A 23,562-nucleotide genomic window follows, 5' to 3' on the forward strand; every position below is an offset into this window, starting at 1 on the left:
CAGGGGTAGAATGGTGAGGTGAATTTCCCCGTCCAAGCCATCACCCTCGACCTTGACGACACGCTGTGGCCGTTCGCTCCGATCGGCGCCCGCATCGAACAGGTCCTGCACGCCTGGATGTGCGAACACAGCCCCGCTACCGCCGCGATGTATCCGGTGGAGGCCATGCGCGAACTGCGCGAGCGGCTGTACCACGCCCATCCGTACCTCCACCACGACCTGAGTGCGCTGCGCCGGCTGACCCTGCACGAAGCACTGCACACCAGCGGTGCCAGCCTCGATCTGCTGGAGCCTGCGTATGAAGTGTTCTACGCCGCGCGCAACCAGGTGGAGTGCTATCCCGATGCGATCGACGCGCTGGCGCGCATTGCCGCACGGGTGCCGGTGGCGGCGCTGAGCAACGGCAACGCCGACCTGGAGCGGATCGGCCTGGCCCATCATTTCGCCTTCCAGCTGGGTTCGCGCGAACACGGCGCGGCCAAGCCCGAAGCCAGCATCTTCCATGCCGCGTGCACCCGCCTGGGTGTGGCACCGGCACAGGTGCTGCACGTCGGCGACCATGCCGACATGGACGTGGCCGGGGCGATTGCCGCCGGCCTGCGCGGCTGCTGGATCAACCGCGACGCAGCCACCTGGACCCATCCGCAGCTGCAGCCGGACCTGCAGTTCGACACCCTTACCGGCCTGGCCGACTGGTTGGATGCCAACCTCGACGCCGCCGCACCCCGGAGTACCTGACGCATGAGCGAGATCACTGGTTTCACCGCCGACACCGCTGCGGCGCTGCCGTTGTACGTGCTGGACCGCGAGCAGTTCGCCGCCTGGAAGGACAGCCAGCCGGCTGCCACGCAGGCGTGGCTGGCATCGCAGGGCTTCAACGCCGGCGCCCACAGCGTGGCACTGCTGCCGGGCGCCGATGGCCTGGCCGGTGCCGTGATGGGCGTGGGTGATCGTGCCGATGCCTACAGCTATGCGCATGCGCCGCACGCGCTGCCGGAAGGCAGCGTGTGGCAGCTGGCCAGCGAACTGCCGGCCGCCGAACGGGCGCTGCTGCAGCTGGGCTGGGGCCTGGGCAGCTACCGCTTCGACCGCTACCGCAAGCGCAACCGCGCGCCGGCCCAGCTGGTAGCGGCGCCATCCGGCGAGGTGGCCGACCTGATCGCCGCCAGCCTGCGCGTGCGCGACTGGGTCAACACCCCGACCGAAGACATGGGCCCGCAGCAGCTGGAAGACGCCGCGCGCGCGCTGGCCGATGCACATGGTGCGCAGGTCGAGGCGATTACCGGCGACGAACTGCTGAAGCAGAATTTCCCGGCCATCCACGCCGTGGGCCGCGCTTCGCATCGTGCGCCGCGTCTGGTCGTGCTGCGCTGGGGCAGGGAAACCGACCCGGCGCTGGTGCTGGTGGGCAAGGGCGTGTGCTTCGATACCGGCGGGCTGGACATCAAGCCGGCCGACGGCATGCGCAACATGAAGAAGGACATGGGTGGCGCCGCGCATGCACTGGCCCTTGCCGGCCTGGTGATGGCACGTGGGCTGCCGGTGCGGCTGACCCTGCTGGTGCCGGCGGTGGAAAACGCGATCGGTCCCGATGCCTTCCGCCCGGGCGAAGTGATCGCCACCCGCAAGGGCCTGAGCGTGGAGATCGACAACACCGATGCCGAAGGCCGCGTGATCCTGTGCGATGCGCTGACCTTCGCCGGTGAGCAGAAGCCGGACCTGGTGCTGGACTTCGCCACCCTCACCGGTGCCGCGCGCATCGCACTGGGCCCGGACCTGCCGGCACTGTTCAGCAACGACGACACGGTGGCCCAGCAGTGGCTGCAGGCCGGTGACGCGACCCGCGACCCGGTCTGGCGCATGCCACTGTGGCGCCCCTACCTGCGCTACCTGAGCAGCGGCATCGCCGACCTGGCCAACGCCGGTTCGCGCATGGCCGGCTCGGTGACCGCCGCGCTGTACCTGGAACGCTTCCTGGAAGACGGCCAGCGCTGGGCGCACCTGGATGTGTATGCCTGGAACGACGGCGAGCGCCCGGGCCGTCCGGCCGGTGGCGAAGCGCTGGCGCTGCGCTCGGCGTGGGCGATGCTGAAGCAGCGCTACAGCTGATCGGGTGGGTGCCGACCGTTGGTCGGCACCCCGTCCCCGGAAAATCTGACGAAAAATTGAATTTCGGCCCCGGCCGGGTTCTGCGAGGATGTGTGGGTCGACCACCCACACGCTCCGTGAAGGCAGGACTCCGACCATGTCGCTCTTCCGCTACACCCGCGCTGGCCAGACGCCGGGCGCGCCACGCAAGCATTCACCCCTGCTCTGGATCGCACTGATCGCACTCATTCTGGGTGCGGTCGCGCTGGCCTTCGCCTGGCTGGCCGGCTGGATTGGAAACCGCCTGACCGCGCAGCGCTTCACCGACACCATCGAGGCCACCGGCCCGGCCCACCCGGGCTTCCGCCGCGCGCACAGCAAGGGCATCTGCGTGAGCGGCTGGTTCGAACCCAGCGCGCAGGCCCCCACCCTGTCCAGCGCACGGGTGTTCTCGCAACGCCGCGTGCCAGTGATGGGCCGCCTGTCGATCGGCGGCGGCGACCCCTACGGCGCCGACAACACCGCACGCGTGCGCAGCCTCGCGGTGCAGATGGTCAGCGATGATGGCCAGGAATGGCGCATGGCGATGAACAGCTTCCCGTTCTTCGCCGTGCCCAGCGCAGAGGCGTTCTACGAGCAGACCCGCGCCTCCATTCCCGACCCGGCCACCGGCAAGCCCGATCCGCAGAAGATGGCCGCGGTGCTGGCCAAATACCCCAGTGCGCAGGCTTTCCAGCAGTGGGCCAAGACCGCGCCGTGGACCAGCAGCTGGGCCGACACCACCTTCAACAGCGTCAACAGCTTCTGGTTCACCAATGCGCAGGGCCAGAAGCGCGCGGTGCGCTGGCGCTGGCAGCCGCAGGCGCCGGTGGTGGAGATGGATGCGGAAACCCGCAAGCAGGCCAGCGTCGATTTCCTCAGCCAGGAACTGCAGCAGCGCCTGGCCAGCGGCCCGGTGCGCTGGAACCTGGTCGTGACCACCGCCGAGCCGGGCGATGCCATCGATGATCCGTCGGTACCGTGGCCCGAATCGCGTGACCAGGTAGTGGCCGGCGTACTCAGCCTGGACCGCATGCAGTCGCAGGAACAGGGCGCCTGCGGGCAGATCAATTTCGATCCGCTGATCCTGCCCAGCGGCGTGCGTGGCAGTGACGATCCGATCCTGGCGGCCCGCTCGGCCGTGTATTCGCAGTCCTTCAACCGCCGCGAACGCGAGCGCGCCACCGGCAACGTCGAGCAACGGAAGGAGGCCGTACGATGAGCACCGGCAACGGCCACTTCAACCTGCTGGCGCGGGTGCTGCACTGGTCCATGGCGCTGATGATCATCGCCATGCTGTTCATTGGCGTGACCATGGTCGCCTCGCTGCACCTGCGGCCGATGCTGATCGACCTGCACCGCCCATTGGGCATCACTATCGGCGTACTGGTGTTGCTGCGCCTGTACAACCGGCTGCGTCATCGCCCACCGCCGCTGCCGGCGGATCTTCCTGTGTGGCAGGTGATGGCGGCCAAGGCCTCGCACTGGATGCTGTACGCACTGATGCTGGCGATGCCGCTGATCGGCTGGGCGATGCTGTCGGCCGGCGGTTACCCGATCGTGCTGTGGGGTGGCCTGCACCTGCCGCCGATCGTGCCGCATACCCCGGCGCTGTATGCCGCGTTGCGCAATGCGCACAGCCTGCTGGCCTATGTGTTGTTTGCCACGGTGCTGATGCATGTGGGTGCGGCGCTGTTCCACCTGTGGGTGCGGCGTGACGGGGTGTTCCAGGCGATGGCGCGCGGGAAGGATTGAAAGGATTCGCCGGGCGTTCCCGGCGGATTGTTTCCGCGACCGCGGGGGGTGTCACTTTCTTTGCGCGCAAAGAAAGTAACCAAAGAAACGCTCCGCCGGCCGCGAGCCGGCGTGCTTCGCACGCCGGTGCCCTGCGCTCCTCGGTCCGTCGAGGGACGGCGCGGGAACTCGCTGCGCTCAGACACCCGCACCTCTTCGCCCTCGCCGGACCTCCGGTGCTCGGCTCGCTTGAAGGCGGACTCAAGATCAAAGGCGAAAGCGGCCGCTTCACTCGTCGGACACGGCCCGGCGCTACCAAATATCGTCGTGCAGCTGTGGTTCTTGACCTTGGGTCCGCCTTGAGCGAGCCGAGCATCGCAGGGGAATCAGGGGCGCAGAGGCGCCGGTGTCTGAGCGCAGCGAGTTCGGCGCCGTCCCCTGATTCGCCGAGAAGCGCAGGGAACCGTCGCGTAGCGACGGCTCGCGCTCTGGCGGCGTGTTTCTTTGGTTACTTTCTTTGCACGAGCAAAGAAAGTGACACCTCTCCGCAGGCGCGGAAATGATCCGCTACAACCACCCCTTCTGCCGCGCCAGCCGGTACGCCTCGATCCGGTTGGCCACGCCCAGCTTGCCGATGCACTCGGACAGGTAATTGCGCACCGTACCGTGCGACAACCCCAGCTGCTCGGCGATCTCGCTGGCGGTGCGGCCCTCGCCCGCCAGCCGCAGTACGCGGCGCTCGCGGTCGGTCAGCGGATCGGCCTGCGACCACGCATCCAGTGCCAGCTGCGGGTCGATCGCACGGATGCCCTGTTTCACCTTGCGCAGGGCATCGGCCAGGTTCTCGGCCGGTGCATCCTTCAGCAGGTAGCCCAGCACGCCGGCTTCCAGCGCGCGGCGCAGGAAGCCGGCGCGGGCGAAGGTGGTCACGATCACCACCTTGATCGGCAGCTCGTGGCGCGCGATGCGCTGGGCAAGCTCGAGCCCGGACAGGCCGGGCATCTCGATGTCGGTGACCAGGATGTCCGGTTGCAGCTGCTGCAGCATCCGCCACGCGGTTTCGCCATCGGCGGCGCTGCCCAGCACCTCGATATCCGGCTCCAGGCCCAGCAACGCCGACAGTGCACCGCGCACCATCGCCTGATCCTCGGCCAGCAGGATGCGGATCATGCGGCACCGTCCTGTGCCAGCGACGGCGGCGCTCCCGGCGGCAACGGTGTGGTCGCGGCAGCCAGTGGCACGCGCACGGTCAGTCGCGTGCCCTCGCCCTTTGCGGACTGTACCTGCAGGCTGCCCCCCAGGGCGGCCACGCGTTCGCGCATGCCGCTCAGCCCGTTGCCCTCGGCCTGCACGCCGCCACGGCCATCGTCGCGGATCTGCATCGCCAGCATGCGTCCCTCCAGCATGAACTCCACCCGTGCCTGTGTCGCCTGTGCATGGCGCACGATATTGGTTGCGGCCTCGCGCAGCACCAGCGCCAGCCCGCGTTCGACATCCACCGGCATCGCCGGTGGTGGTGCGTATTGAAGGTGGACCTGCTGGCATTCCAGCAGCAGCCGCGCCGATGCCAGCTCACCGGCCAGGTCGCTGGCGCGGATGCCGGTAACCGCGCTGCGCACCTGTGCCAGCGCTTCGCGGGCGATGGCCTCGGCCTCGCCGATCTCCAGCCGCGCGCGCGCGTCGCCGCGGTCGTGCAGCTTGCGCGCCAGCTCCAGCTTCAATGTGATCAGCGACAGGGTGTGGCCGAGCAGATCATGCAGGTCGCGGCCGATGCGTTCGCGCTCGGCAGTGGCCGCCAGCCGCCGCACCTCGTCCTGCGACAGCTGCAGTGCCGCATCCTTCTGCTGGTTGAGCGCTTCCACGTTCACGACCAGCCCCACGATGTAGGACACGGCCGGGATCCAGACCAGGCTCTGCCACGGGTACTGGAACAGCAGCGCGAGGCTGCAGAACAGAAGGTTCAGGCCAGTGAGCTGCAGCAGATACTGCCACCAGCCACCGCGTCCGCTCACCCGCAGCAGCACGCAGCCGAACACGAAGTAGGTCAGCCCGGACGGATACCAGGGCAGCAGCACCAGCGACATCGCGATCAGGCCCAGCGCATAGCGCGGAGCGTGATGGCGCGGCGCCACCATCACCTTGGCGTACAGCAGCAGGAACACCGGATAGCTGGCCAGCGTCAGCAGCAGCCAGCGCAGGGTGAAGCCGTGGCCAAGCAAGGGCGTCAGGAAGATCCACACCGACCACAGCAGGTGGACTGCCTCGCTCCAGGGCGATTTTCCCCGGCGCAGCGTATCGGCCACCGCCGAGTCCGGCGCGGGGCGCAGCAGCGAGGCAAGCCATGTCGACGGCACGGGCGGTTCCAGGCGGGGACGATCGCCGCCGATCATGCCAGTTCAGCCGCCTGCGCGCAGGCGCCACCACCGGCCGGGCGGCACCGGCGCAACCGAGCGCGGATCACGGTACGCTTGGCGGCGCGGCTGTGGCGGGCCAGCGACGGGGTGATCGGATCCATGGGCGGTACCGGTAGCGGGGACGTTGCCATCCTGTGCCGCCGTGGTCACGTTTCGCAGTTGCCGCCGTCAGTGTCATCGGGTGACAGCTGTCACTGCCGTCATCGCTGTGCCTGCCTGCATGCTGTGCCGCACGCTCCACCGCCGGAACCGCCGCCGTCCGCCCTTCCGGCCACACCCGCCCAAACGCCTGTGATGGAACGAATGAACGCTTCTGCCGAGCTGTTGAAGGAACTCCGTATCGACCGCAAATCGCCGCCGCCCGCCTCCGGCGGCAGTGGCGGTGGCCGCCGCTGGCTGTGGATCGCGATCATCGTGGTCGTGTTGTTGCTGGCCGCTGTCGGCTTCGCCCTGTTCGGGCGTACGCCGGCAGTGGACGTGGAAACCGCCCCCGCCGTGGCCATCCAGCAGGGCAGCGCCAGCAGTTCGGTGCTCGATGCCAGTGGCTACGTGGTCGCCCGGCGCATGGCCACGGTATCGGCCAAGATCACCGGCAAGGTGCGCGAGGTGATGATCGAGGAAGGCATGCGCGTGGAACAGGGCCAGATCATGGCCACCCTGGACCCGATCGATGCCGACGCGCAGCGCAGCCTGTATGCCTCGCAGCTGCAGGCCGCACGCAGCCAGGTGGCCGGGCTGGAAGCGCAGCAGAGGCAGGCGGCCGCTGAAGCCAGCCGCCTGCAGGCACTGGTCGGCCAGCAGCTGGTGTCGCGCTCGCAGTACGACCAGGCGGTGGCCCAGCGTGACAGCCTGCGTGCACAGCTGGACACCGCACAGCGCAACGTCAAGGTGGCCAACGACCAGCTGGCCATCGCCGAGCTGGGCGTGGACAACAACATCGTGCGCGCGCCGTTCTCCGGCGTGGTCACTGCCAAGGCCGCGCAGCCCGGCGAAATCGTCTCGCCGCTGTCGGCGGGCGGTGGGTTCACCCGTACCGGCATCGGCACCATCGTCGACATGGACTCGCTGGAGATCGAAGTCGAGGTCGGCGAGGCCTTCATCGGCCGCGTGCAGCCGAAGATGCCGGTCGAAGCCACGCTCAACGCCTATCCGGAGTGGAAGATTCCGGGCGAGGTGATCGCCATCATCCCCACCGCCGACCGCGGCAAGGCCACGGTGAAGGTGCGCGTGGCGCTGAAGGTGAAGGACCCGCGCATCGTGCCGGAGATGGGCGTGCGCGTCAGCTTCCTGGAGCAGGCGCAGCCGCAGGCGGCCGCCAAACCGCAGGGCGTGCGCGTGCCGGCGGGCGCCGTGGTCCAGCGCGAGGGCGCCTCGGTTGCCTTCGTGCTGGGTGACGAAAGCCGCGTGCAGCAGCGCACGGTCGAGGCCGGCCAGGCGATGGGCAAGGACCGCCAGATCCTCAAGGGCGTGAGCGCAGGTGAATCGGTGGTGCTGAACCCGCCGGACAGCCTGCGCGATGGCGCCAAGGTGCAACAGAAACAAGCGCAGTAGCGGCCTGGCGCCCACCGGCGCCGCCGGCAGCACCGCTCGACGCACGCCTGCGGCCCCTGCCGTGGCGCTTCCCCGTTTCCCGCCTTCCGTGGAGAACCACCCATGTCGACCCTGGTTTCACTGCGCAACATCACCAAGACCTACCAGCGTGGCCCCGAGAAAGTGCAGGTGCTGCACGGCATCGACCTGGACATCGCCAGCGGCGACTTCGTCGCGCTGATGGGCCCGTCCGGCTCGGGCAAGACCACCCTGCTCAACCTGATCGGCGGCCTGGACAACCCCAGCGGCGGCGAGATCAGCATCGAGGGCGAGCGCATCGACCAGATGAGCGGCGGCCAGCTGTCGACCTGGCGCAGCCACCACGTCGGCTTCGTGTTCCAGTTCTACAACCTGATGCCGATGCTGACCGCGCAGAAGAACGTGGAACTGCCGCTGCTGCTGACCCACCTCAATGCGGCGCAGCGCCGCCGCAACGCCGAGATCGCGCTGACCCTGGTCGGCCTGGCCGACCGCCGCAGCCACCGCCCGAATGAACTGTCCGGCGGCCAGCAGCAGCGCGTGGCAATCGCCCGGGCGATCGTCTCCGACCCGACCTTCCTGATCTGCGACGAACCGACCGGCGACCTCGACCGCCAGTCCGCCGAGGAGATCCTCGGCCTGCTGCAGCAGCTCAACCGGGAGCATGGCAAGACCATCATCATGGTCACCCATGACCCGAAGGCCGCCGAGTACGCCACGCACACGGTGCACCTGGACAAGGGCGAGCTGGCCGACGCGCCGCTGGCCCACTGACGGAGGCCACGGCGATGAAATACTTCTCGTTGGTGTGGGCGCAGCTGTTCCGCAGCCGTACCCGCACGTTGCTGACCCTGCTCTCCGTGGTGGCCGCGTTCCTGCTGTTCGGCATGCTCGATTCGGTGCGCGTGGCATTCACCTCCGGCGGCAGCGTGGAAGGCGCCAACCGCCTGGTGGTCGCATCGCGGCTGTCGATCACCCAGTCGCTGCCGATCCGCCTGGAGGCCCAGGTGCGGCAGGTGGCCGGCGTGCGCGACGTGGCCTATGGCATGTGGTTCGGCGGCATCTACCAGGACCCGAAGAACTTCTTCCCGAACTTCTCGGTGTCCCCCAACTACTTCGATGTCTACCGCGAGCTGCAGATCGACCCGGCACAGCTGGAAGACTGGAAGCAGACCCGTACCGGCGCCATCGTCGGCGAAACCCTGGCCAAGCAGTTCGGCTGGAAGATCGGCGACACCATCCCGCTGCAGGCCACGATCTTCCCGCGTGGCGGCAGCAACGACTGGCCGCTGGTGCTCAAGGGCATCTACCGTTCCAAGGACCGTGCGCTGGCCGCCAACGAAGAACGCCAGTTGATGATGAACTGGAAGTACTTCGATGAATCCAACGACTACATCAAGAACCAGGTGAGCTGGTACACGGTAACGCTGGACAACCCGGACCACTCTTCGCGGGTGGCGCAGGCGATCGACGCGATCTCGGCCAACTCCGACCACGAGACCAAGACCCAGACCGAATCGGCGTTCCAGCAGGCCTTCGTCAAGCAGTTCGCGGATATCGGCATGATCGTCACCTCGATCATGGGCGCGGTGTTCTTCACCCTGCTGCTGTTGACCGGCAACACCATGGCGCAGGCCGTGCGCGAGCGCGTGCCGGAGCTGGCCACGCTGAAGACGCTGGGCTTCAAGGACAGCACCGTGCTGACCCTGGTGATGGTGGAATCGGTGCTGCTGATCGGCCTGGGCGGCCTGATCGGCATGGGCCTGGCCGCGCTGATCCTGCCGGCCATCGGCCCGAAGAGCATGGGCATGCTGCCGCCGCACGTGCCGACGCCAACCTGGCTGATGGGGCTGGGCCTGATCGTGGTGATCGGCATCATCGTCGGCCTGTTGCCGGCGCTGCGTGCCAAGCGCCTGAAGATCGTCGACGCACTGGCCGGTCGCTGAGGAGAACACAGACATGTTCAAGAGCAAACTCAAGAAGTGGCTGGGCAACGGCGTGACGGTGCTGCTGCTGGCGGTCGGCCTGGTGCTGTGGATCAGCCTGCCGTGGACCGGCGTGCTGGCCGTGACCGTGCTGGTGGCCCTGTGGCTTCTGCTGACCCGCGGGGGGCGACTGGCGCTGGCCGCCACCCGTATCGGCGTGGCCAGCCTGCCGCAGCGCTGGGGCGCGTCCTCGGTGATCGTGGTCGGCATCGCCGGCGTGGTCGGCGTGCTGGTGGCAATGCTGGCGATGGGCGAAGGCTTCCAGGCCACGCTCAACAACACCGGCGATGACACCACTGCCATCGTGCTGCGCGGTGGCTCGCAGGCCGAGACCAACTCGGTGATCACCCGCGAGCAGGTGCCGATGCTGTCCACCCTGCCCGGCATCAGCCGCGATGCGCAGGGCCGGCCGCTGCTGTCGCCGGAGCTGTCGCAGGTGGTCAACCTGGTGTCGAAGTCCGATGGCACCGACGTCAACGCGCAGTTCCGCGGCGTGGGCCCGCAGGCATGGGCGGTGCATGACAAGGTCAGGATCGTCGAGGGGCGCAAGTTCGCCACTGGCCTGCGCGAGATCGTGGTCGGCCAGGGCGCCAAGGGCCAGTTCCGCGACATGGAGGTGGGCAGGACACTGACCCTGGGCAACCAGACCTGGACCGTAGTGGGTGTGTTCGCCACCGGCGATGCGCATGATTCGGAACTGTGGACCGACGCCGATACGCTGGCCACCACCTACCAGCGCAGCGCCTGGCAGTCGATCAGCGTGCGCACCGAGGGCAAGGCAGGCTTCGATCAGTTCAAGGCCGCCGTCGCCGCCGACCCGCGCCTGAAACTGGACGTGGAAACCACCCGCGTGTACTACAGCAAGCAGGGCGGCGGGCTGACCAAGTTGATCGACATCCTTGGCAAGGTGATCGGCACGATCATGGCGGTCGGTGCGGTGTTTGGCGCGCTCAACACCATGTATGCGGCCGTCGCCACGCGCGCCCGCGAAATCGCCACCATGCGTGCGATCGGCTTCCGCGGCCTGCCGGTGGTGACGGCAGTGATGCTGGAGACGATGCTGCTGGCGCTGCTCGGTGGCCTGCTCGGCTGTGCGGTGGCGTGGCTGCTGTTCAACGGCTACAGCGTGTCCACCATCGGCAGCAACTTCAGCGCAGTGGTGTTCAAGTTCCATGTGTCGCCGGAACTGCTGTGGACCGGCCTGAAATGGGCACTGGGCATCGGCCTGGTCGGCGGCCTGTTACCGGCACTGCGCGCGGCACGTTTGCCGATCACCACGGCGCTGCGCGAAACCTGAGCATCGCGCAGCGGTGGACTGCGCATCACGCAAGGGGACGGAGCGAAGGCTCCGTCCCTTTCACGTTGCCGAACTCAGAAATCCGCCGCCGCAGCATCAGACGGCGGGGCCGCGCGCGGCCAGATGCTGGCGAAGGACCTCCTCGGGCGGATACGCCGTGCCCAGCGCGTGCTGCTCGCCTGTGTGCCGGTCGACGAAGATCGGCCCATTGCCGGCCAATGCATCCGAGATTTCGCCGGATTGCAGGTAGCGCAGCGACTGGAAGCAGAACAGCCAGCCTTCGACCACTTCGTGCTCATGCGTGATGGCAACCGGCTCATCGTCGCTGGCAAGTGCAGCCTCCACGCGACGGCGTGCTTCTTCAAGCTGGATCATTCCTTCGTCTCCTGCCTTCGATGACAAGGCGAAGAGCATTTCATGCGGGCAGGTGCATCACAACGCCTGCGCGCCTGCATACAAGCGCGTACTGCGACGCGTTGTCGCAACCACTCAAGCGTGCCAGCTTCGTGCCGCTATCGATGCCTCTGCCCATCGCAAACGCAGCGCGCGTGACGCTGCGCACAGCGCATCTGTGGATTGTTGGTTGCGATTCATTTTCGCGCACTTCCAGCGGCGCCGAGACAAACAGTTACGAATGGAAACATTCTAGAATCGCGCCCCCCACGTTGGTTTGCAGCACCCCACGCGCCCATAGAACGGGCGCTTGTTTTTACTGAAACACGAGATTTCACGGATGTCCCTGAAAACCAATCCGCTGCGCAACGCGATCGTCATCGCGCTGGCCGCCAGCTGCACCACCCCCGCCTTCGCACAGAGCGCCGGCGATACCCCGACCAACCTCGACCGCATCGAAATCACCGGCTCGCGCATCCGCCAGGCCAGTGTCGAAACCGCACAGCCGGTGGTCGCGCTCAACCGCGCCGAGATCGAGAAGAAGGGCTACGTCAACGTCGCTGACATCCTGCAGGACATTCCTGCCGCCGGTGCGCCGAGCATGAGCCGCGCCTCGTCGCTGACCTCCTCGCGCGACTTCGGCGGCATGTACGTCAGCCTGCGCAACCTGGGCCCGGAACGCAGCCTGGTGCTCATCGACGGCCGCCGCATGGGCGTCAGCGCCGGCGGTTACTCCGACCTGGCCTCGATCCCGTCGTCCATCGTCGAGCGCGTGGAAGTGCTGACCGACGGCGCCTCCGCGCTGTACGGCTCTGATGCCATCGCCGGCGTGGTCAACATCATCACCCGCAAGAATTTCGATGGTGGCGAAGCCAGCGTCTATGTCGGCCAGTACGGCCAGGGTGACGGCCAGAAGCGCGCCTACAGCGCGACCTTCGGCAAGACCTTCGAGCGCGGCTGGTTCAGCGTGGGCGCCGAGCGCACCAAGGAAGATGAGGTGCTGGGCAAGGACCGCGAGTTCAGCCGTTACACCAACGGCCCGCGCCACCCCAACGATGGCCTCAATGGCAACACCCCGTGGGGCTACGTCACCGTCGGTGGCAAGAACCTGACGGTGGGCCCGGGCGGCGACCCGGGCAAGGCCGGCAACTTCCATGCGCCGGACCCGGCTGATGGTGCAAACACCAAGTCGAACATGAGCCTGCTGACCGGTCTGGAACGCACCTCGGTGTTCGCCAACGGTGGCTTCTCGATCACCGACAACCTGCGCATCGTCGCCGACGCGTTGTACAGCAAGCGCGAGTCGACCAAGCACCTGGCCGGTTACCCGTACTCGGTCAGCGCCGCGCAGGCCCGCAATGGCAGCCGTGCCGCCCTGTCCAAGGACAGCGCGTTCAACCTGTGGGGCCAGGATGCGCTGTTCGCGCACCGTACCGAGGAACTGCCGCGCGGCACCGAGAACAACCTGGAAACCAAGCGCGCCAGCATTGGTCTGGAAGGCAGCTTCGAAACCGGTTCGCGGTACTGGGACTGGAACGTCAACTACATGTACAACCGCAACGAAGGCGAGCGCATCGGTACCGGCAGCATGTACCAGCCGCACGTCAACCTGGCCGTCGGCCCGTCCTTCATGGACGGCAACATGGCCCGCTGCGGTGCGCCGGGCGCGGTGATCGCCGGCTGCGTGCCGTGGAACCCGGCCGCCCCGATGGGTTACACCGGACCCGGCTCGCTGAGCAACCAGGACGTGCAGGACTACCTGTTCACCCGCTTCGTCGACAAGATGCAGAGCACCACCAAGGTCGCCAGCGGCAACATCTCCGGCTCGCTGTTCACCCTGCCGGCCGGCGACATCCTGGCCGCGATGGGCTTCGAGCACCGCAGCGAGGAAGCCAGCTACACTCCGGACACGATGGTGCAGAAGGGCGAGATCGCCGGCACCAGCGGCCAGCCGACCCGCGGCAACTACTCGCTCAACGAGGTCTACCTGGAGCTGCAGGTGCCGCTGCTGGCCGACCTGCCGTTCGCCCGCGAACTGTCGCTGGACATGGCCGGCCGCTACTCGGACTACAACAACTTCGGTTCGACCACCAACAGCAAGTTCGGCCTGAAGTGGAAGCCGATCGACAGCCTGCTGGTGCGCGCCACCTACGGCACCGGCTTCCGTGCGCCGACCGTGGATGACCTGTACGGCGGCACCGTCAGCAGCCGCGACTCGTTCACCGATCCGTGCGATACCTCCTTCGGTACCGCCGCCACCAGCCCGACCGTCGCTGCCCGCTGCCAGGCGCTGAAGGTGCCGGCCAACTTCCGCCAGCTCAACAGCGATGGCAGCGTGGCCACCAAGCCCGGCCAGCAGGCCACCACCGATTTCAGCTCGGGTTCCAACCCGGGCCTGAAGCCGGAAACCGCCAAGACCTGGACCGTCGGCCTGGTCTACAGCCCGGACTTCGTGCAGGGCCTGGACGTCAGCCTGGACTGGTGGAAGATCCGCATCGACAACGCCATCGTCGGTGAGTCGGCGACCAACATCCTGGAACAGTGCTACGTGCAGGGTTCGGATGCCGCCTGCGGCCGCTTCACCCGTGGCAGCAACGGCCAGGTCAACTCGCTGGACCGCTCGCTGGTCAACGCGGGCTACCGCGAAACCGCCGGCTATGACATCAACGTGCGCTACCGCCTGCCGGAAACCGCGTTCGGCAAGTTCGCCGTCAACTGGAACACCACCTACACCGACTACCTGGAGCAGCGCAACGACAGCGCCGCCACCACCCCGGTGGAACAGCGTACCGGTTGGGCCGGCGACTTCCGCGTGCGCTCCACCTTCAACCTGGATTGGCAGTACGGCGACCTCGGCATCGGCTGGACCGCGCGCTACTACTCCAGCATGAAGGAGAAGTGCTCGTACATGGATGAGTGCAACATGCCGGGCTTCAACTCGTCGTACACCAGCGCGTCGCCGACCAACAAGGTGGGCTCCAACACCTTCCACGACCTGCAGGTGCGTTACAGCCTGCCGTGGGATGGCACCGTGTCGCTGGGCGTGAACAACGTGTTCAACCACCAGGGTCCGATCATGTACAGCCAGCCGAACAGCAGCTTCACCTACTACGGTGGCTTCGACATCGGCCGCTTCATGTACATGAAGTACCAGCAGCGCTTCTAAGCCTGCAACCGCGTTCCCGCCACGGCCATCCCTCTCTCCTGGCCGTGGATGGAAGCAGAACGGCGCCCCTCGGGGCGCCGTTCTTTTTTGGGTGGAAGCGGGTCGGATCCCTTCGCCCTGCGAAGGGCTCTGACCCCACGCGACGGATAGAACAGGGTCAGAGCCCTCCGCGTTGCGGAGGGATCCGACCCCGCAGCCCCGCCGGCGCTAGCGCTTGGCGCGCATCGTGCGGATGTTGTCGCCGACGAACAGGATCAGGCCGGCCCAGATCGCGGCAAAACCGATCGCCTTGGCGGTATCGAACGCTTCGTGGAAGAAGAACACGCCCAGCAGCAGCTGCAGGCTCGGTGCGATGTACTGCAGGATGCCGACCAGCGACAGCGGAATGCGCTTCACGCCGTAGGCAAAGCCGATCAGCGGTACGGCGGTGACTGCGCCACCGAAGATCAGCAGCAGGTCGTTGCGCCAGCCCCAGCCATGGAAGAACGCACCGCCATGGCCGTTTTCCGCCCAGATCGCGAAGGCCAGCGCCGGCAGGAACAGGTACATGCTTTCCACGCCCAGGCCGGCCACCGGGTCGACCGAGACCAGCTTGCGCAACAGCCCATACAGGCCGAACGAACAAGCCAGGCCGAGCGCGATCCACGGCGGTGTGCCGGCGTCGATGGTCAGCCAGGCCACGCCCACCGCCGCCATCGCCACCGCCACCCATTGCAGGCGGCGCAGGCGTTCCTTCAGCACCAGCACGCCCAGCAGCACGTTCACCAGCGGGTTGATGAAGTAGCCCAGGCTGGTCTCGATGACATGACCGGCGTTGACCGCCCAGATGTACAGGCCCCAGTTGAAGGCGATGGTCAGGCTCGACACCAGCAGGATCGGCAGCGCGCGCGGCTGCGCGGCGATCTTCTGCCACCAGCCCAGGCGCGAGCTGATCAGCAGCCAGCCCAGCACCAGCACGGTGCTCCAGATGATGCGGTGGGCGATGATCTGGAACGAAGGCACCTCGTTGAGCAGGTGCCAGTACACCGGCACCAGGCCCCAGATCACGAAGGTGGACGCGGTGACCAGCAGGCCCCGGCGTTGTTCTTTCTCGTCCATGCTCATCTCTTTCGCGTCCTTGCCATCGTCAGTACCACCACACCCAGGAGAATCACCGCCATCGCCAGCAGGTCGCGCCAGCCGAAGCGTTCACCGTTGAGCAGCGCGCCGAGCAGCACCGCGATCACCGGGTTGACGTACGCATAGCTGCCGGCCAGCGCCGGACGCACGTTCTGCAGCAGCCACACGTAGGCAGTGAACGCGACGATGGAGCCGAACACGCACAGGTACGCCATCGCCAGCAGGCCACCGGTATCGGGCAGCGTGCTCGGGCGCTCGCCGACCGCCAGGCCGATCAGCACCAGCAGCACGCCACCGCAGATCATCTGCCCGGCCGCGGTCATGAACGGGCCCGGCAGGTCCAGCCCGCGTGCCCACACCGAACCGAAGGCCCAGCCGATCGGCGCGATCAGCAGCAGCACCAGCCCGGTCGGCGAGGCGGTCAGGCTGCTGCCGGCATTGAGCCAGACCACACCGAGGAAGCCGATGGCGATGCCCAGCCACTCACCGCGGCTGGCATGCTGCCCGCGCAGCGCCGAGAACAGCGCCATCCACAGCGGCACCGAGGCCACCGCGGTGGCGGCCAGGCCCGAGGACACCTCACGCTCGGCCAGCACCACCATGCCGTTGCCCAGCACCAGCATGGTCACGCCCATCACCACCAGGTTGCGCCACTGCCGCAGGGTCGGGTTCGGCAGCTTCCAGAACAGACGCAAGGCCAGGAACATCAGGCCGCCGGCAATGATGAAGCGGCTGCCGGAGACCATCGTCAGCGGCAGTGCGCCGCCGTGCAGGGCCTTGGCGATGCCCAGGTAGGTCGAGCCCCAGACCACGTAGACCAGCAGCAGTGCCAGCGCGACAAGGCCACCCCGGGGGGCAGCCGCAGACGAAGAGGGGGGAGCCGACATGACACACCAGGGAGCCGGGGGAAGGCGGATTCTAGGACGTTTTGAGTATGGTCCGGGACCCCATACGGTGGCACGCTGTCATCCATCCATGCACCCTGCTCTGGTCTGCTACCCCGTGTTGACGGTCGATGCAGTACCAAGAGGGCTGCCCGGCCGCGCCGCCCCAAGGCCGGGCGCCGTTTTCCCTGCGCACGGACGCGCCGCATCGAGGATTCCCACCCAGATGAGCACCACGCCCCAACCTGCTGTCCCCGCGAACGACCGCGCCGCCCTGCGGCGGTCGATCTCCAACACCCTCAAAGGCTCCGCCGGCAACCTGGTGGAGTGGTACGACGTCTACGTGTACTCGGTGTTCGCCGTGTACTTCGAATCGCAGTTCTTCTCGCCCGACGACAAGAACTCCACGATGTACGTGTGGGCGATCTTCGCCGCGACCTTCCTGATGCGCCCGATCGGCGCCTGGTTCTTCGGCCGCTTCGCCGACCGCCATGGCCGCCGCCTGGCGCTGACCGTCTCGGTCACGCTGATGGCACTGTGCTCGTTCCTGATCGCCATCACCCCCACCGCCGCCAGCATCGGCATCTGGGCCGCGGTCATCCTGCTGTTCGCACGGCTGCTGCAGGGCTTCGCCACCGGTGGCGAGTACGGCGCCAGCGCCACCTACATGTCCGAAGCCGCCATTCCCGGCCGCCGCGGCTTCCTGTCGTCCTTCCACTACGTCACCCTGGTTGGCGGCCACGTGCTGGCCCAGCTGACCCTGCTGCTGATGCTGACCTTCTGGGGCAAGCCGGAAATCTCCGAGTGGGGCTGGCGCATCGCCTTCGGCATCGGCGGCATCGCCGCGGTGGTGGTGTTCTGGCTGCGCCGTGGCATGGACGAGTCGCTGTCGGAGTCGTCCATCGAGGCCGCGCGCGAGGGCAAGGCGCAGAAGTCCGGCTCGATGTACGAGCTGTTCGTGCACCAGTGGCGACCGCTGCTGCTGTGCTTCCTGATCACCGCCGGCGGCACCGTGGCCTTCTACACCTACTCGGTGAACGGCCCGAAGATGATCCAGAGCGCCTTCGCCGGCAACGATCCGATGACCGGCACCCTGATCAACCTGGGCGTGCTGGCCTTCCTGATGGTGCTGCAGCCGGTCGGTGGCTGGCTGTCGGACATCATCGGCCGCAAGACCCTGCTGGTGTTCTTCGGCGTCGGCGGCGTGCTGTACAGCTGGTACCTGATCACCCAGCTGCCGCACCAGCATGACGCCACCCTTGCCTTCCTGACCCTGGCGCTGGCGTTCGTCATCCTCACCGGCTACACCTCCATCAACGCGGTGGTGAAGGCCGAACTGTTCCCCACCCACGTGCGTGCACTGGGCGTGGGCCTGGGCTATGCGCTGGCCAACTCGCTGTTCGGCGGCACCGCCCCGCTGCTGTACCAGGGCGCGCTGAAGACCGGCCACGTCGATTGGTTCGCCCTCTACGTGACTGCCACGATCGCGGTATCGTTGGTGGTCTATGTGTTCTTCCTCACCAACAAGGGCCCGAACTGGCTCGACGGCACCCGCAAGTAAGCGCGTTGCCCTGATCGCGGCCACCGGTGCAATGCCGGTGGCCGCTGCGTCTCCCGCTCCTCCACTGATGTGGATCGCGGTGACGCTGGCCGCAGCCACGGCACTGGCCTGGCTGCTGCGCCGCCCCAGCGCACAGGCCGCATGGCCACGCATCGGCTTCGGGATCGCCCTGCTGCTGTTCTGCGCCGCACTGGCGCTGCAGCTGGCAGTGGACCTGGGCAGCGGCCACAGCTCGCTGCAACTGCGCCTGCATCGCGGCGTCAACGGCGGATCGCTGGTCGGCCTGCGCACGATGGTGGCGTGCTATCTGGCAGCGCTCGCCGCCAGCGGCTGGGGCGCCTGGAAGCTGCTGCGCCGGCGCTGACGAACACCCGGTCGTGCCGCCCGCTGGCCGACACCTCCACATTCTTTCGGTCGTGCCGGCCGCTGGCCGGCAACTCAACATTCCTTTGGTAGTGCCGGCCGCTGGCCGGCAACCTCATGAACCTCCGGAAAGAGCAGGGAGTTGCCGGCCAGCGGCCGGCGCTACCTCAGCGGCGGGCCGCTTCGCTCTTGTCGCGCGCGCCGCGGAACTCCGATTCCTTTTCCCACGTCGGCCAGCGGCGGCTGTTGGCCAGCTCCGCGCCCAGGTCGTACACCAGCAGGGTATCGGCAGCGTGGCCGCTCGGGTCCCAGCGCGGCGTCCAGGCATCGCAGGCCTGGTGGTAGCAATCGGCGAAGTACTTCTCGCGCAGCGCGCGGCCGGCTTCAACCCCACCGTCCAGCTTGTCCAGGCCCGGGCCGATGGTGATTGCCGGCACGCCCAGGCGGGCGAAGGCGAAGTGGTCAGCGCGGTAGAAGAAGCCCGCTTCCAGGTTCGGGTCCGGGCTGTAGCTGCGGCCACGGGCCTTGGCCACGCGTTCCAGGTCGCCTTCCAGCGAGACCCGGCCCTTGCCCCACGACGCGATGTCCCGGGTCGGGCCATCCGGGCTGAACATTTCGATGTTCAGCACCGCGGCGGTCTTGTCCAGCGGCGCCAGCGGGTGCGCGGCGTAGTAGCTGGCGCCCAGCAGGCCCTTCTCTTCGGCGGTCAGCGCCACGAAGTACAGCGTGCGCTGCGGCTGCGGGCCGGCGGCGAACACCCGGCCCAGTTCCAGCACCGTGGCCACGCCGGTGGCGTTGTCGATCGCACCGCGGCGGATGCGGTCGCCCTTGGCGTCGGGCTGGCCGATGCCGAACGCATCCCAGTGCGCAGAGAAGATCACCGCCTCGTCGCCATGCTCGCCACCGGGCAGCTTGGCCACCACGTTGCGGGTCACCACCTGCTCGCGCTTCAGCGCGAAGTCCACGCTCAGCTTGGCGTTGTCCAGTGCCACCGGGCGGAAGTCGGCGCGCATCGCCTTGCGCTTCTCGGCATCGAAGTCGAGGCCGGCGTCGGCGAAGATCGCCTCGGCCAGCTCGCGCTGCATCCAGCCACGCAGCGGCGTGTGCTGCGCCATCGCCTCGTCCTGGCCGCGCTCGATGTCGAACAGCGGCGATGTGCCCGAGCTCTTCACCGTGGCCCAGCCGTAGGCGGCCGGCGCGGTCTCGTGCACGATCAGCACGCCTTCGGCGCCACGGCGTGCGGCTTCCTCGAACTTGTAGGTCCAGCGGCCGTAGTAGGTCACCGCCTTGCCGTCAAACGCGCCCGGCGCATCGGCCTCGAAATCAGCATCGTTGATCAGCACCACGGCGATCTTGCCGTGCAGGTCCACGTCCTTGTAGTCGTTCCACTGGCGTTCCGGCGCATCGATGCCATAGCCGACGAACACCAGCGGCGCATTCCTGATCTGCACGCGCTTGCGCGGCTGCAGGCTCTGCAGGGTCACGTCCACGCCATTGGCCAGCGCACGCTTGCCCTGCTTCAGCGACAGGCTGGCCTTGGCCGGGCCGTCCAGCTGCGCGCGCACCAACGGGACCGGCTGCACCCAGCTGCCATCCACGCCGCCGGGCTGCAGGCCGTAGCTGCGGAACTGCTCGATCAGGTACTGCACCGTGCGCTCTTCACCCTCGGTGGCCGGCGCGCGGCCCTCGAATTCATCCGACGCCAGAACGCGCACATGGCGCGACAGCGCCTGCGGATCGATGCCGCCACCCGGCAGGTCGTTGGCCGCATGGGCAAGGCCACCGACGAACAGGCAGGACGACAGCAGCAACACGCGCATCGGATTCACGGCAGTACCACGGCTAGCTTGGAAGTCACCAGAGTGTAACGTGGTCGTGACATCACGGCGCGGCTTGGGCCCGCGTCATCCACGCAGGGCGTGGATCTACCTGCTGATGCGATCCAGCCAGCAGGCCAGGCCCTGTGCGTTGAGCTCGATATCCATCGCCAGCACGGTGGTCACTGCCGCATCGTCCAGCGCACAGCCATGCAGCTGTGCACGTTCCAGATACAGCGCCTGCAACGCGGCCAACAGGCAACGATGGCGGTCCGGTCGACCGTCGCACTGGCGGCCGATGGCGGCCATCGCATCGATCTGCTCGAACAGGTCGCCGGCCAGTTTCTCCACCTGTTCCACACGACCGTAGTGGGTCAGGTACATCGCCTGCGGGCCGTAGCCCAGCATGCGCTGGATCGAGGCCTTCATCGCCTCCGGGTCGAACTGCACCGGCGAGGAGGTCGGGAAGATGAAAGCGCCCTGCACGCTGTCCAGCTCGCGGTAGGAGATACCGAAGGTATCGCCGGTGAACCAGCTGCGGCTGCGCGCATCCCATACGCAATAGTGATGCAGCGCGTGACCCGGCGTGTGCAGCAGCACCAGCTCGCGGCCGGCCAGATCGATGCGGTGGCCGTCTTCGGCCACCACCACGCGCGACTCCGGAATCGCCTCGATGCGGCCATAGCTGCGCGCGATCTCGTCGGCGCCATACACCGCCGTGGCACCGGCGATCAGCCGGGTCGGGTCGATCATGTGCGGCGCACCGCGCGGGTGCAGCACCGCCTTTGCGTTGGGCAGCTGCTGCATCAGCAGGCCGGCGCCGCCGGCGTGGTCCAGGTGCACGTGCGTGAGCAGCAACCAGTCCACCGCTTCCACGCCCAGGCCGGCATCCGCCAGCGCCTGCAGCATCGCCGGCACCGACAGGCCGGTGCCGCAGTCGACAAACGCGGCGCGGCCGTTTTCAACGATCAGGTAAGCCGCGTCGAAGTCCGGGCGCTGGAAGCCGGTATCGATGGTGTGGATGCTGGGGTCGGCGGTCATCGGCACGCACCTGGCAGGATCGGGAACAGACGCCCATGGTAGGCGCGCAGGCGGCCCGGGTTCGATGCGGCTTTGGTCGGAGTCCAGATTCCGTAGAGCCGAGCCCATGCTCGGCTGCCTTTCTGCCAGACATCAGCCGAGCATGGGCTCGGCTCTACAGAGGGCGCGTGCAGTCGAGCATGGCTCGACTCTACAAAGGCGGGGTTACCGGTCCAGCCAGCGCGGTCGCAGCAGCAACGCCAGCACCAGCACCGCCAGGAACGCGCCGTAGGCGTACAGCACCGCCAGCACCTGCGGCCAGATCGGGCCGGCGCCGGGTTGCACCACGCCGATGCGGTAGCCCCACAGCATCGACACGATGCTCAGCGCGAACGCCAGTACCAGGGTGGTGCCGTCGAACAGGCGCCGCCGCGCGCTGCGCGGCTCGCGCGGGAACAGCCAGTACAGGCTGCCCAGCAGCAGGAACCAGGGCAGGAACAGCAGCAGCGACAACCAGGCCATCGCAGACTCCATGTCATCGCGCCGGCGGCGCGTGGACATCATGCCATGGGTGCTGTGCCACGGTCGTGCCGGCGGGGGGCTTCCCTGTAGAGCCGAGCCCATGCTCGGCTGCTTTGCTACCCAGCCGAGCACGGGCTGGGCTCTACAGAGGCGGAGCAAAGTCGAGCATGGCTCGACTCTACAAAGGGCAGGCAGGCCCGGCGATCAGGCCGCTTCGCGCAGCACGGCCAGCGCGGCCAGCACGGCGTCCACCTCGGCGTCCAGCTTGAACAGCTCGCTCTGCAGCTGGTCGCCCTGCTCGGCCTGCTTGATCACGGCAATCAGCTGGCCGGCATCACGCGGCGAATCGAAGCCTTCGCTCTGGATCAGCAGCGTGCCGTCGCCGGCGGTCAGCTTGAAGTAGAACCGGCCGTCCTTCTCGCGGTACTGCTTGAACTGCGGCGGCGCCACGCGGGCCACGCCGGCATCTTCGCTGGCGATGTTGCCCGCCGTGGACAGGTCGCGCAGGCCCACGGCGTGGCGCAGTTCTTCCAGCAGCGGTGCCGCCAACTGCTCGCGCAGCTGCTGCCCACGGCGCTTGAGCAGCGCTTCGATCTTCTCCGGCTCGGCCATCAGCGCGTTGTAGCGCTCGCGCAGCGGCGACAGTTCACTGTCGATGCGCTCGAACAGCTGCTGCTTGGCGTCGCCCCAGCTGATGCCGGCAGCGAACGCCTTGGCGAACTCTGCGGTCTGTTCCGGCGTGGCGAACGCCTGGTACATCTGGAACAGCGCCGAGCCTTCGGTGTCCTTCGGCTCACCCGGTGCGCGCGAGTCGGTCAGGATAGAGAACACCAGCTTCTTCAGCTCCTCGCGCGGCACGAACAGCGGAATGGTGTTGTGGTAGCTCTTGCTCATCTTGCGGCCATCCAGGCCGGCCAGCGTCGCCACCTGCTCATCGATCACCACGTCCGGCAGCGGGAAGTACTCCTTGCCGTACACGTGGTTGAAGCGCTGGGCGAAATCGCGCGCCATCTCGATGTGCTGGATCTGGTCACGTCCCACCGGCACCTGGTTGGCCTTGAAGATCAGGATATCGGCGGCCATCAGCACCGGGTACATGAACAGGCCGGCGCTGACGCCTGCGTCCTCGTCCACGCCTTCCTCGCGGTTCTTGTCCACTGCCGCCTTGTAGGCGTGCGCCCGGTTGAGGATGCCCTTGCTGGCGATGGCGGTCAGGAACCACATCAGCTCGGTGGTCTCGCGGATGTCGCTCTGGCGGTAGAACCACACGTGTTCCGGGTCCAGGCCGCAGGCCAGCCAGCTGGCCGCGATCTCCAGGGTCGCGCGCTGGGTGCGCTGCGGGTCCTGCGACTTGATCAGGCTGTGCAGGTCGGCCAGGAAGAAGAAGCTCTCGATCCCCGGCGCGCGGCTGGCGGCGATGGCCGGACGGATGGCGCCAACGTAGTTGCCCAGGTGGGGCGTGCCGGAGGGGGTGATGCCGGTAAGGACTCGGGTCGTCATGACTGCGTGGGGTAACCTTCGATGAACGGGGCCAGTTTACCTTGCACGCCACCAACCCCGTCAGGGCCTGCGGTGCGTTCATTCACCCAAC

Annotated in this window: 21 protein-coding genes; 11 read left to right on the top strand and 10 right to left on the bottom strand. The window is 67.6% G+C overall.

The annotated features are described in order from the left end of the window. Window positions 1-18 precede the first annotated feature (18 nt). From J3A72_RS00305 to J3A72_RS00320, 4 genes are all read left to right on the top strand, one after another. Window positions 19-738, top strand: coding sequence for an HAD-IA family hydrolase (locus J3A72_RS00305; RefSeq protein WP_014645647.1), 720 nt, complete (start codon window positions 19-21; stop codon window positions 736-738). A gap of 3 nt (window positions 739-741) precedes the next feature. Further along, the gene (locus J3A72_RS00310; protein ID WP_075076378.1) at window positions 742-2,109 is read left to right on the top strand and encodes a M17 family metallopeptidase; all 1,368 of its coding nucleotides are present in this window, start codon (window positions 742-744) and stop codon (window positions 2,107-2,109) included. 136 nt (window positions 2,110-2,245) lie between these two features. Further along, window positions 2,246-3,349 (top strand): catalase family peroxidase, encoded by a 1,104-nt coding sequence (locus J3A72_RS00315; protein ID WP_075076379.1) that lies wholly within the window; start codon window positions 2,246-2,248, stop codon window positions 3,347-3,349. After that, window positions 3,346-3,882, top strand: a complete 537-nt coding sequence (locus J3A72_RS00320; protein ID WP_075076380.1) for a cytochrome b — start codon at window positions 3,346-3,348, stop codon at window positions 3,880-3,882. The genes J3A72_RS00315 and J3A72_RS00320 overlap by 4 nt, the downstream gene beginning before the upstream one ends. Before the next feature lie 546 nt (window positions 3,883-4,428). Here the strand turns inward: J3A72_RS00320 and J3A72_RS00325 are convergent. The 3 genes from J3A72_RS00325 to J3A72_RS23145 are packed head-to-tail and all read right to left on the bottom strand — an operon-like array spanning window position 4,429 to window position 6,376. Next, entirely contained in the window at window positions 4,429-5,031 is a 603-nt protein-coding gene (locus J3A72_RS00325) for a response regulator transcription factor (protein WP_014645643.1), read from the bottom strand. Continuing rightward, window positions 5,028-6,251, bottom strand: coding sequence for a sensor histidine kinase (locus tag J3A72_RS00330; protein ID WP_032956229.1), 1,224 nt, complete (start codon window positions 6,249-6,251; stop codon window positions 5,028-5,030). The genes J3A72_RS00325 and J3A72_RS00330 overlap by 4 nt, the downstream gene beginning before the upstream one ends. Next, window positions 6,248-6,376, bottom strand: a complete 129-nt coding sequence (locus tag J3A72_RS23145; protein ID WP_257473236.1) for a hypothetical protein — start codon at window positions 6,374-6,376, stop codon at window positions 6,248-6,250. Before J3A72_RS23145 ends, J3A72_RS00330 begins: the two co-directional genes overlap by 4 nt. Before the next feature lie 202 nt (window positions 6,377-6,578). Between J3A72_RS23145 and J3A72_RS00335 the strand changes: the two genes are divergently transcribed. The 4 genes from J3A72_RS00335 to J3A72_RS00350 all read left to right on the top strand — a co-directional run bounded on the left by J3A72_RS00335 (window position 6,579) and on the right by J3A72_RS00350 (window position 11,126). Further along, window positions 6,579-7,826 (top strand): efflux RND transporter periplasmic adaptor subunit, encoded by a 1,248-nt coding sequence (locus J3A72_RS00335; RefSeq protein ID WP_075076381.1) that lies wholly within the window; start codon window positions 6,579-6,581, stop codon window positions 7,824-7,826. 102 nt (window positions 7,827-7,928) lie between these two features. Next, window positions 7,929-8,618 carry an ABC transporter ATP-binding protein gene (locus J3A72_RS00340; protein ID WP_004137569.1) on the top strand — a complete coding sequence of 230 codons (690 nt, stop codon included), beginning with the start codon at window positions 7,929-7,931 and terminating at the stop codon, window positions 8,616-8,618. 14 nt (window positions 8,619-8,632) lie between these two features. Beyond that, the gene (locus J3A72_RS00345) at window positions 8,633-9,790 is read left to right on the top strand and encodes an ABC transporter permease (RefSeq protein WP_014035671.1); all 1,158 of its coding nucleotides are present in this window, start codon (window positions 8,633-8,635) and stop codon (window positions 9,788-9,790) included. 13 nt (window positions 9,791-9,803) lie between these two features. Then, the gene (locus J3A72_RS00350; protein WP_075076382.1) at window positions 9,804-11,126 is read left to right on the top strand and encodes an ABC transporter permease; all 1,323 of its coding nucleotides are present in this window, start codon (window positions 9,804-9,806) and stop codon (window positions 11,124-11,126) included. A gap of 96 nt (window positions 11,127-11,222) precedes the next feature. On the opposite strand, the gene J3A72_RS00355 is transcribed toward J3A72_RS00350, so the two are convergent. Further along, window positions 11,223-11,501: a YrhB domain-containing protein gene (locus tag J3A72_RS00355; RefSeq protein ID WP_019661820.1), complete on the bottom strand. Its 279-nt coding sequence runs from the start codon at window positions 11,499-11,501 to the stop codon at window positions 11,223-11,225. Window positions 11,502-11,859: 358 nt separating this feature from the next. On the opposite strand from J3A72_RS00355, the gene J3A72_RS00360 reads away from it, so the two are divergent. Next, window positions 11,860-14,685: a TonB-dependent receptor gene (locus J3A72_RS00360; protein WP_140222784.1), complete on the top strand. Its 2,826-nt coding sequence runs from the start codon at window positions 11,860-11,862 to the stop codon at window positions 14,683-14,685. A 207-nt stretch (window positions 14,686-14,892) separates the two neighbouring features. Here the strand turns inward: J3A72_RS00360 and rarD are convergent, their stop codons facing one another. Then, the gene (gene rarD, locus J3A72_RS00365; RefSeq protein WP_014645638.1) at window positions 14,893-15,789 is read right to left on the bottom strand and encodes an EamA family transporter RarD; all 897 of its coding nucleotides are present in this window, start codon (window positions 15,787-15,789) and stop codon (window positions 14,893-14,895) included. Continuing rightward, on the bottom strand, window positions 15,786-16,691 hold the full coding sequence (yedA, locus tag J3A72_RS00370; protein ID WP_046428119.1) for a drug/metabolite exporter YedA: 906 nt from the start codon (window positions 16,689-16,691) through the stop codon (window positions 15,786-15,788). Before yedA ends, rarD begins: the two co-directional genes overlap by 4 nt. Window positions 16,692-16,914: 223 nt before the next feature. On the opposite strand from yedA, the gene J3A72_RS00375 reads away from it, so the two are divergent. Then, window positions 16,915-18,249 (top strand): MFS transporter, encoded by a 1,335-nt coding sequence (locus J3A72_RS00375; RefSeq protein ID WP_014645636.1) that lies wholly within the window; start codon window positions 16,915-16,917, stop codon window positions 18,247-18,249. Between the two features lie 67 nt (window positions 18,250-18,316). Next, on the top strand, window positions 18,317-18,613 hold the full coding sequence (locus J3A72_RS00380) for a hypothetical protein (protein WP_014645635.1): 297 nt from the start codon (window positions 18,317-18,319) through the stop codon (window positions 18,611-18,613). A gap of 166 nt (window positions 18,614-18,779) precedes the next feature. On the opposite strand, the gene J3A72_RS00385 is transcribed toward J3A72_RS00380, so the two are convergent. The 4 genes from J3A72_RS00385 to J3A72_RS00400 all read right to left on the bottom strand — a co-directional run bounded on the left by J3A72_RS00385 (window position 18,780) and on the right by J3A72_RS00400 (window position 23,471). After that, window positions 18,780-20,432: a M28 family metallopeptidase gene (locus J3A72_RS00385; RefSeq protein WP_014645634.1), complete on the bottom strand. Its 1,653-nt coding sequence runs from the start codon at window positions 20,430-20,432 to the stop codon at window positions 18,780-18,782. Window positions 20,433-20,537: 105 nt separating this feature from the next. Then, the gene (locus tag J3A72_RS00390; protein ID WP_046428116.1) at window positions 20,538-21,470 is read right to left on the bottom strand and encodes an MBL fold metallo-hydrolase; all 933 of its coding nucleotides are present in this window, start codon (window positions 21,468-21,470) and stop codon (window positions 20,538-20,540) included. A 204-nt stretch (window positions 21,471-21,674) separates the two neighbouring features. Continuing rightward, complete coding sequence (locus tag J3A72_RS00395; protein WP_053494619.1) at window positions 21,675-21,971, bottom strand: hypothetical protein; 297 nt, start codon at window positions 21,969-21,971, stop codon at window positions 21,675-21,677. Between the two features lie 204 nt (window positions 21,972-22,175). After that, the gene (locus J3A72_RS00400; protein WP_014645631.1) at window positions 22,176-23,471 is read right to left on the bottom strand and encodes a tryptophan--tRNA ligase; all 1,296 of its coding nucleotides are present in this window, start codon (window positions 23,469-23,471) and stop codon (window positions 22,176-22,178) included. Between the last annotated feature and the right edge of the window lie 91 nt (window positions 23,472-23,562).

Origin of the sequence: Stenotrophomonas sp. PvP093, from assembly GCF_017876915.1 — a bacterium.
GTDB lineage: Bacteria > Pseudomonadota > Gammaproteobacteria > Xanthomonadales > Xanthomonadaceae > Stenotrophomonas > Stenotrophomonas muris.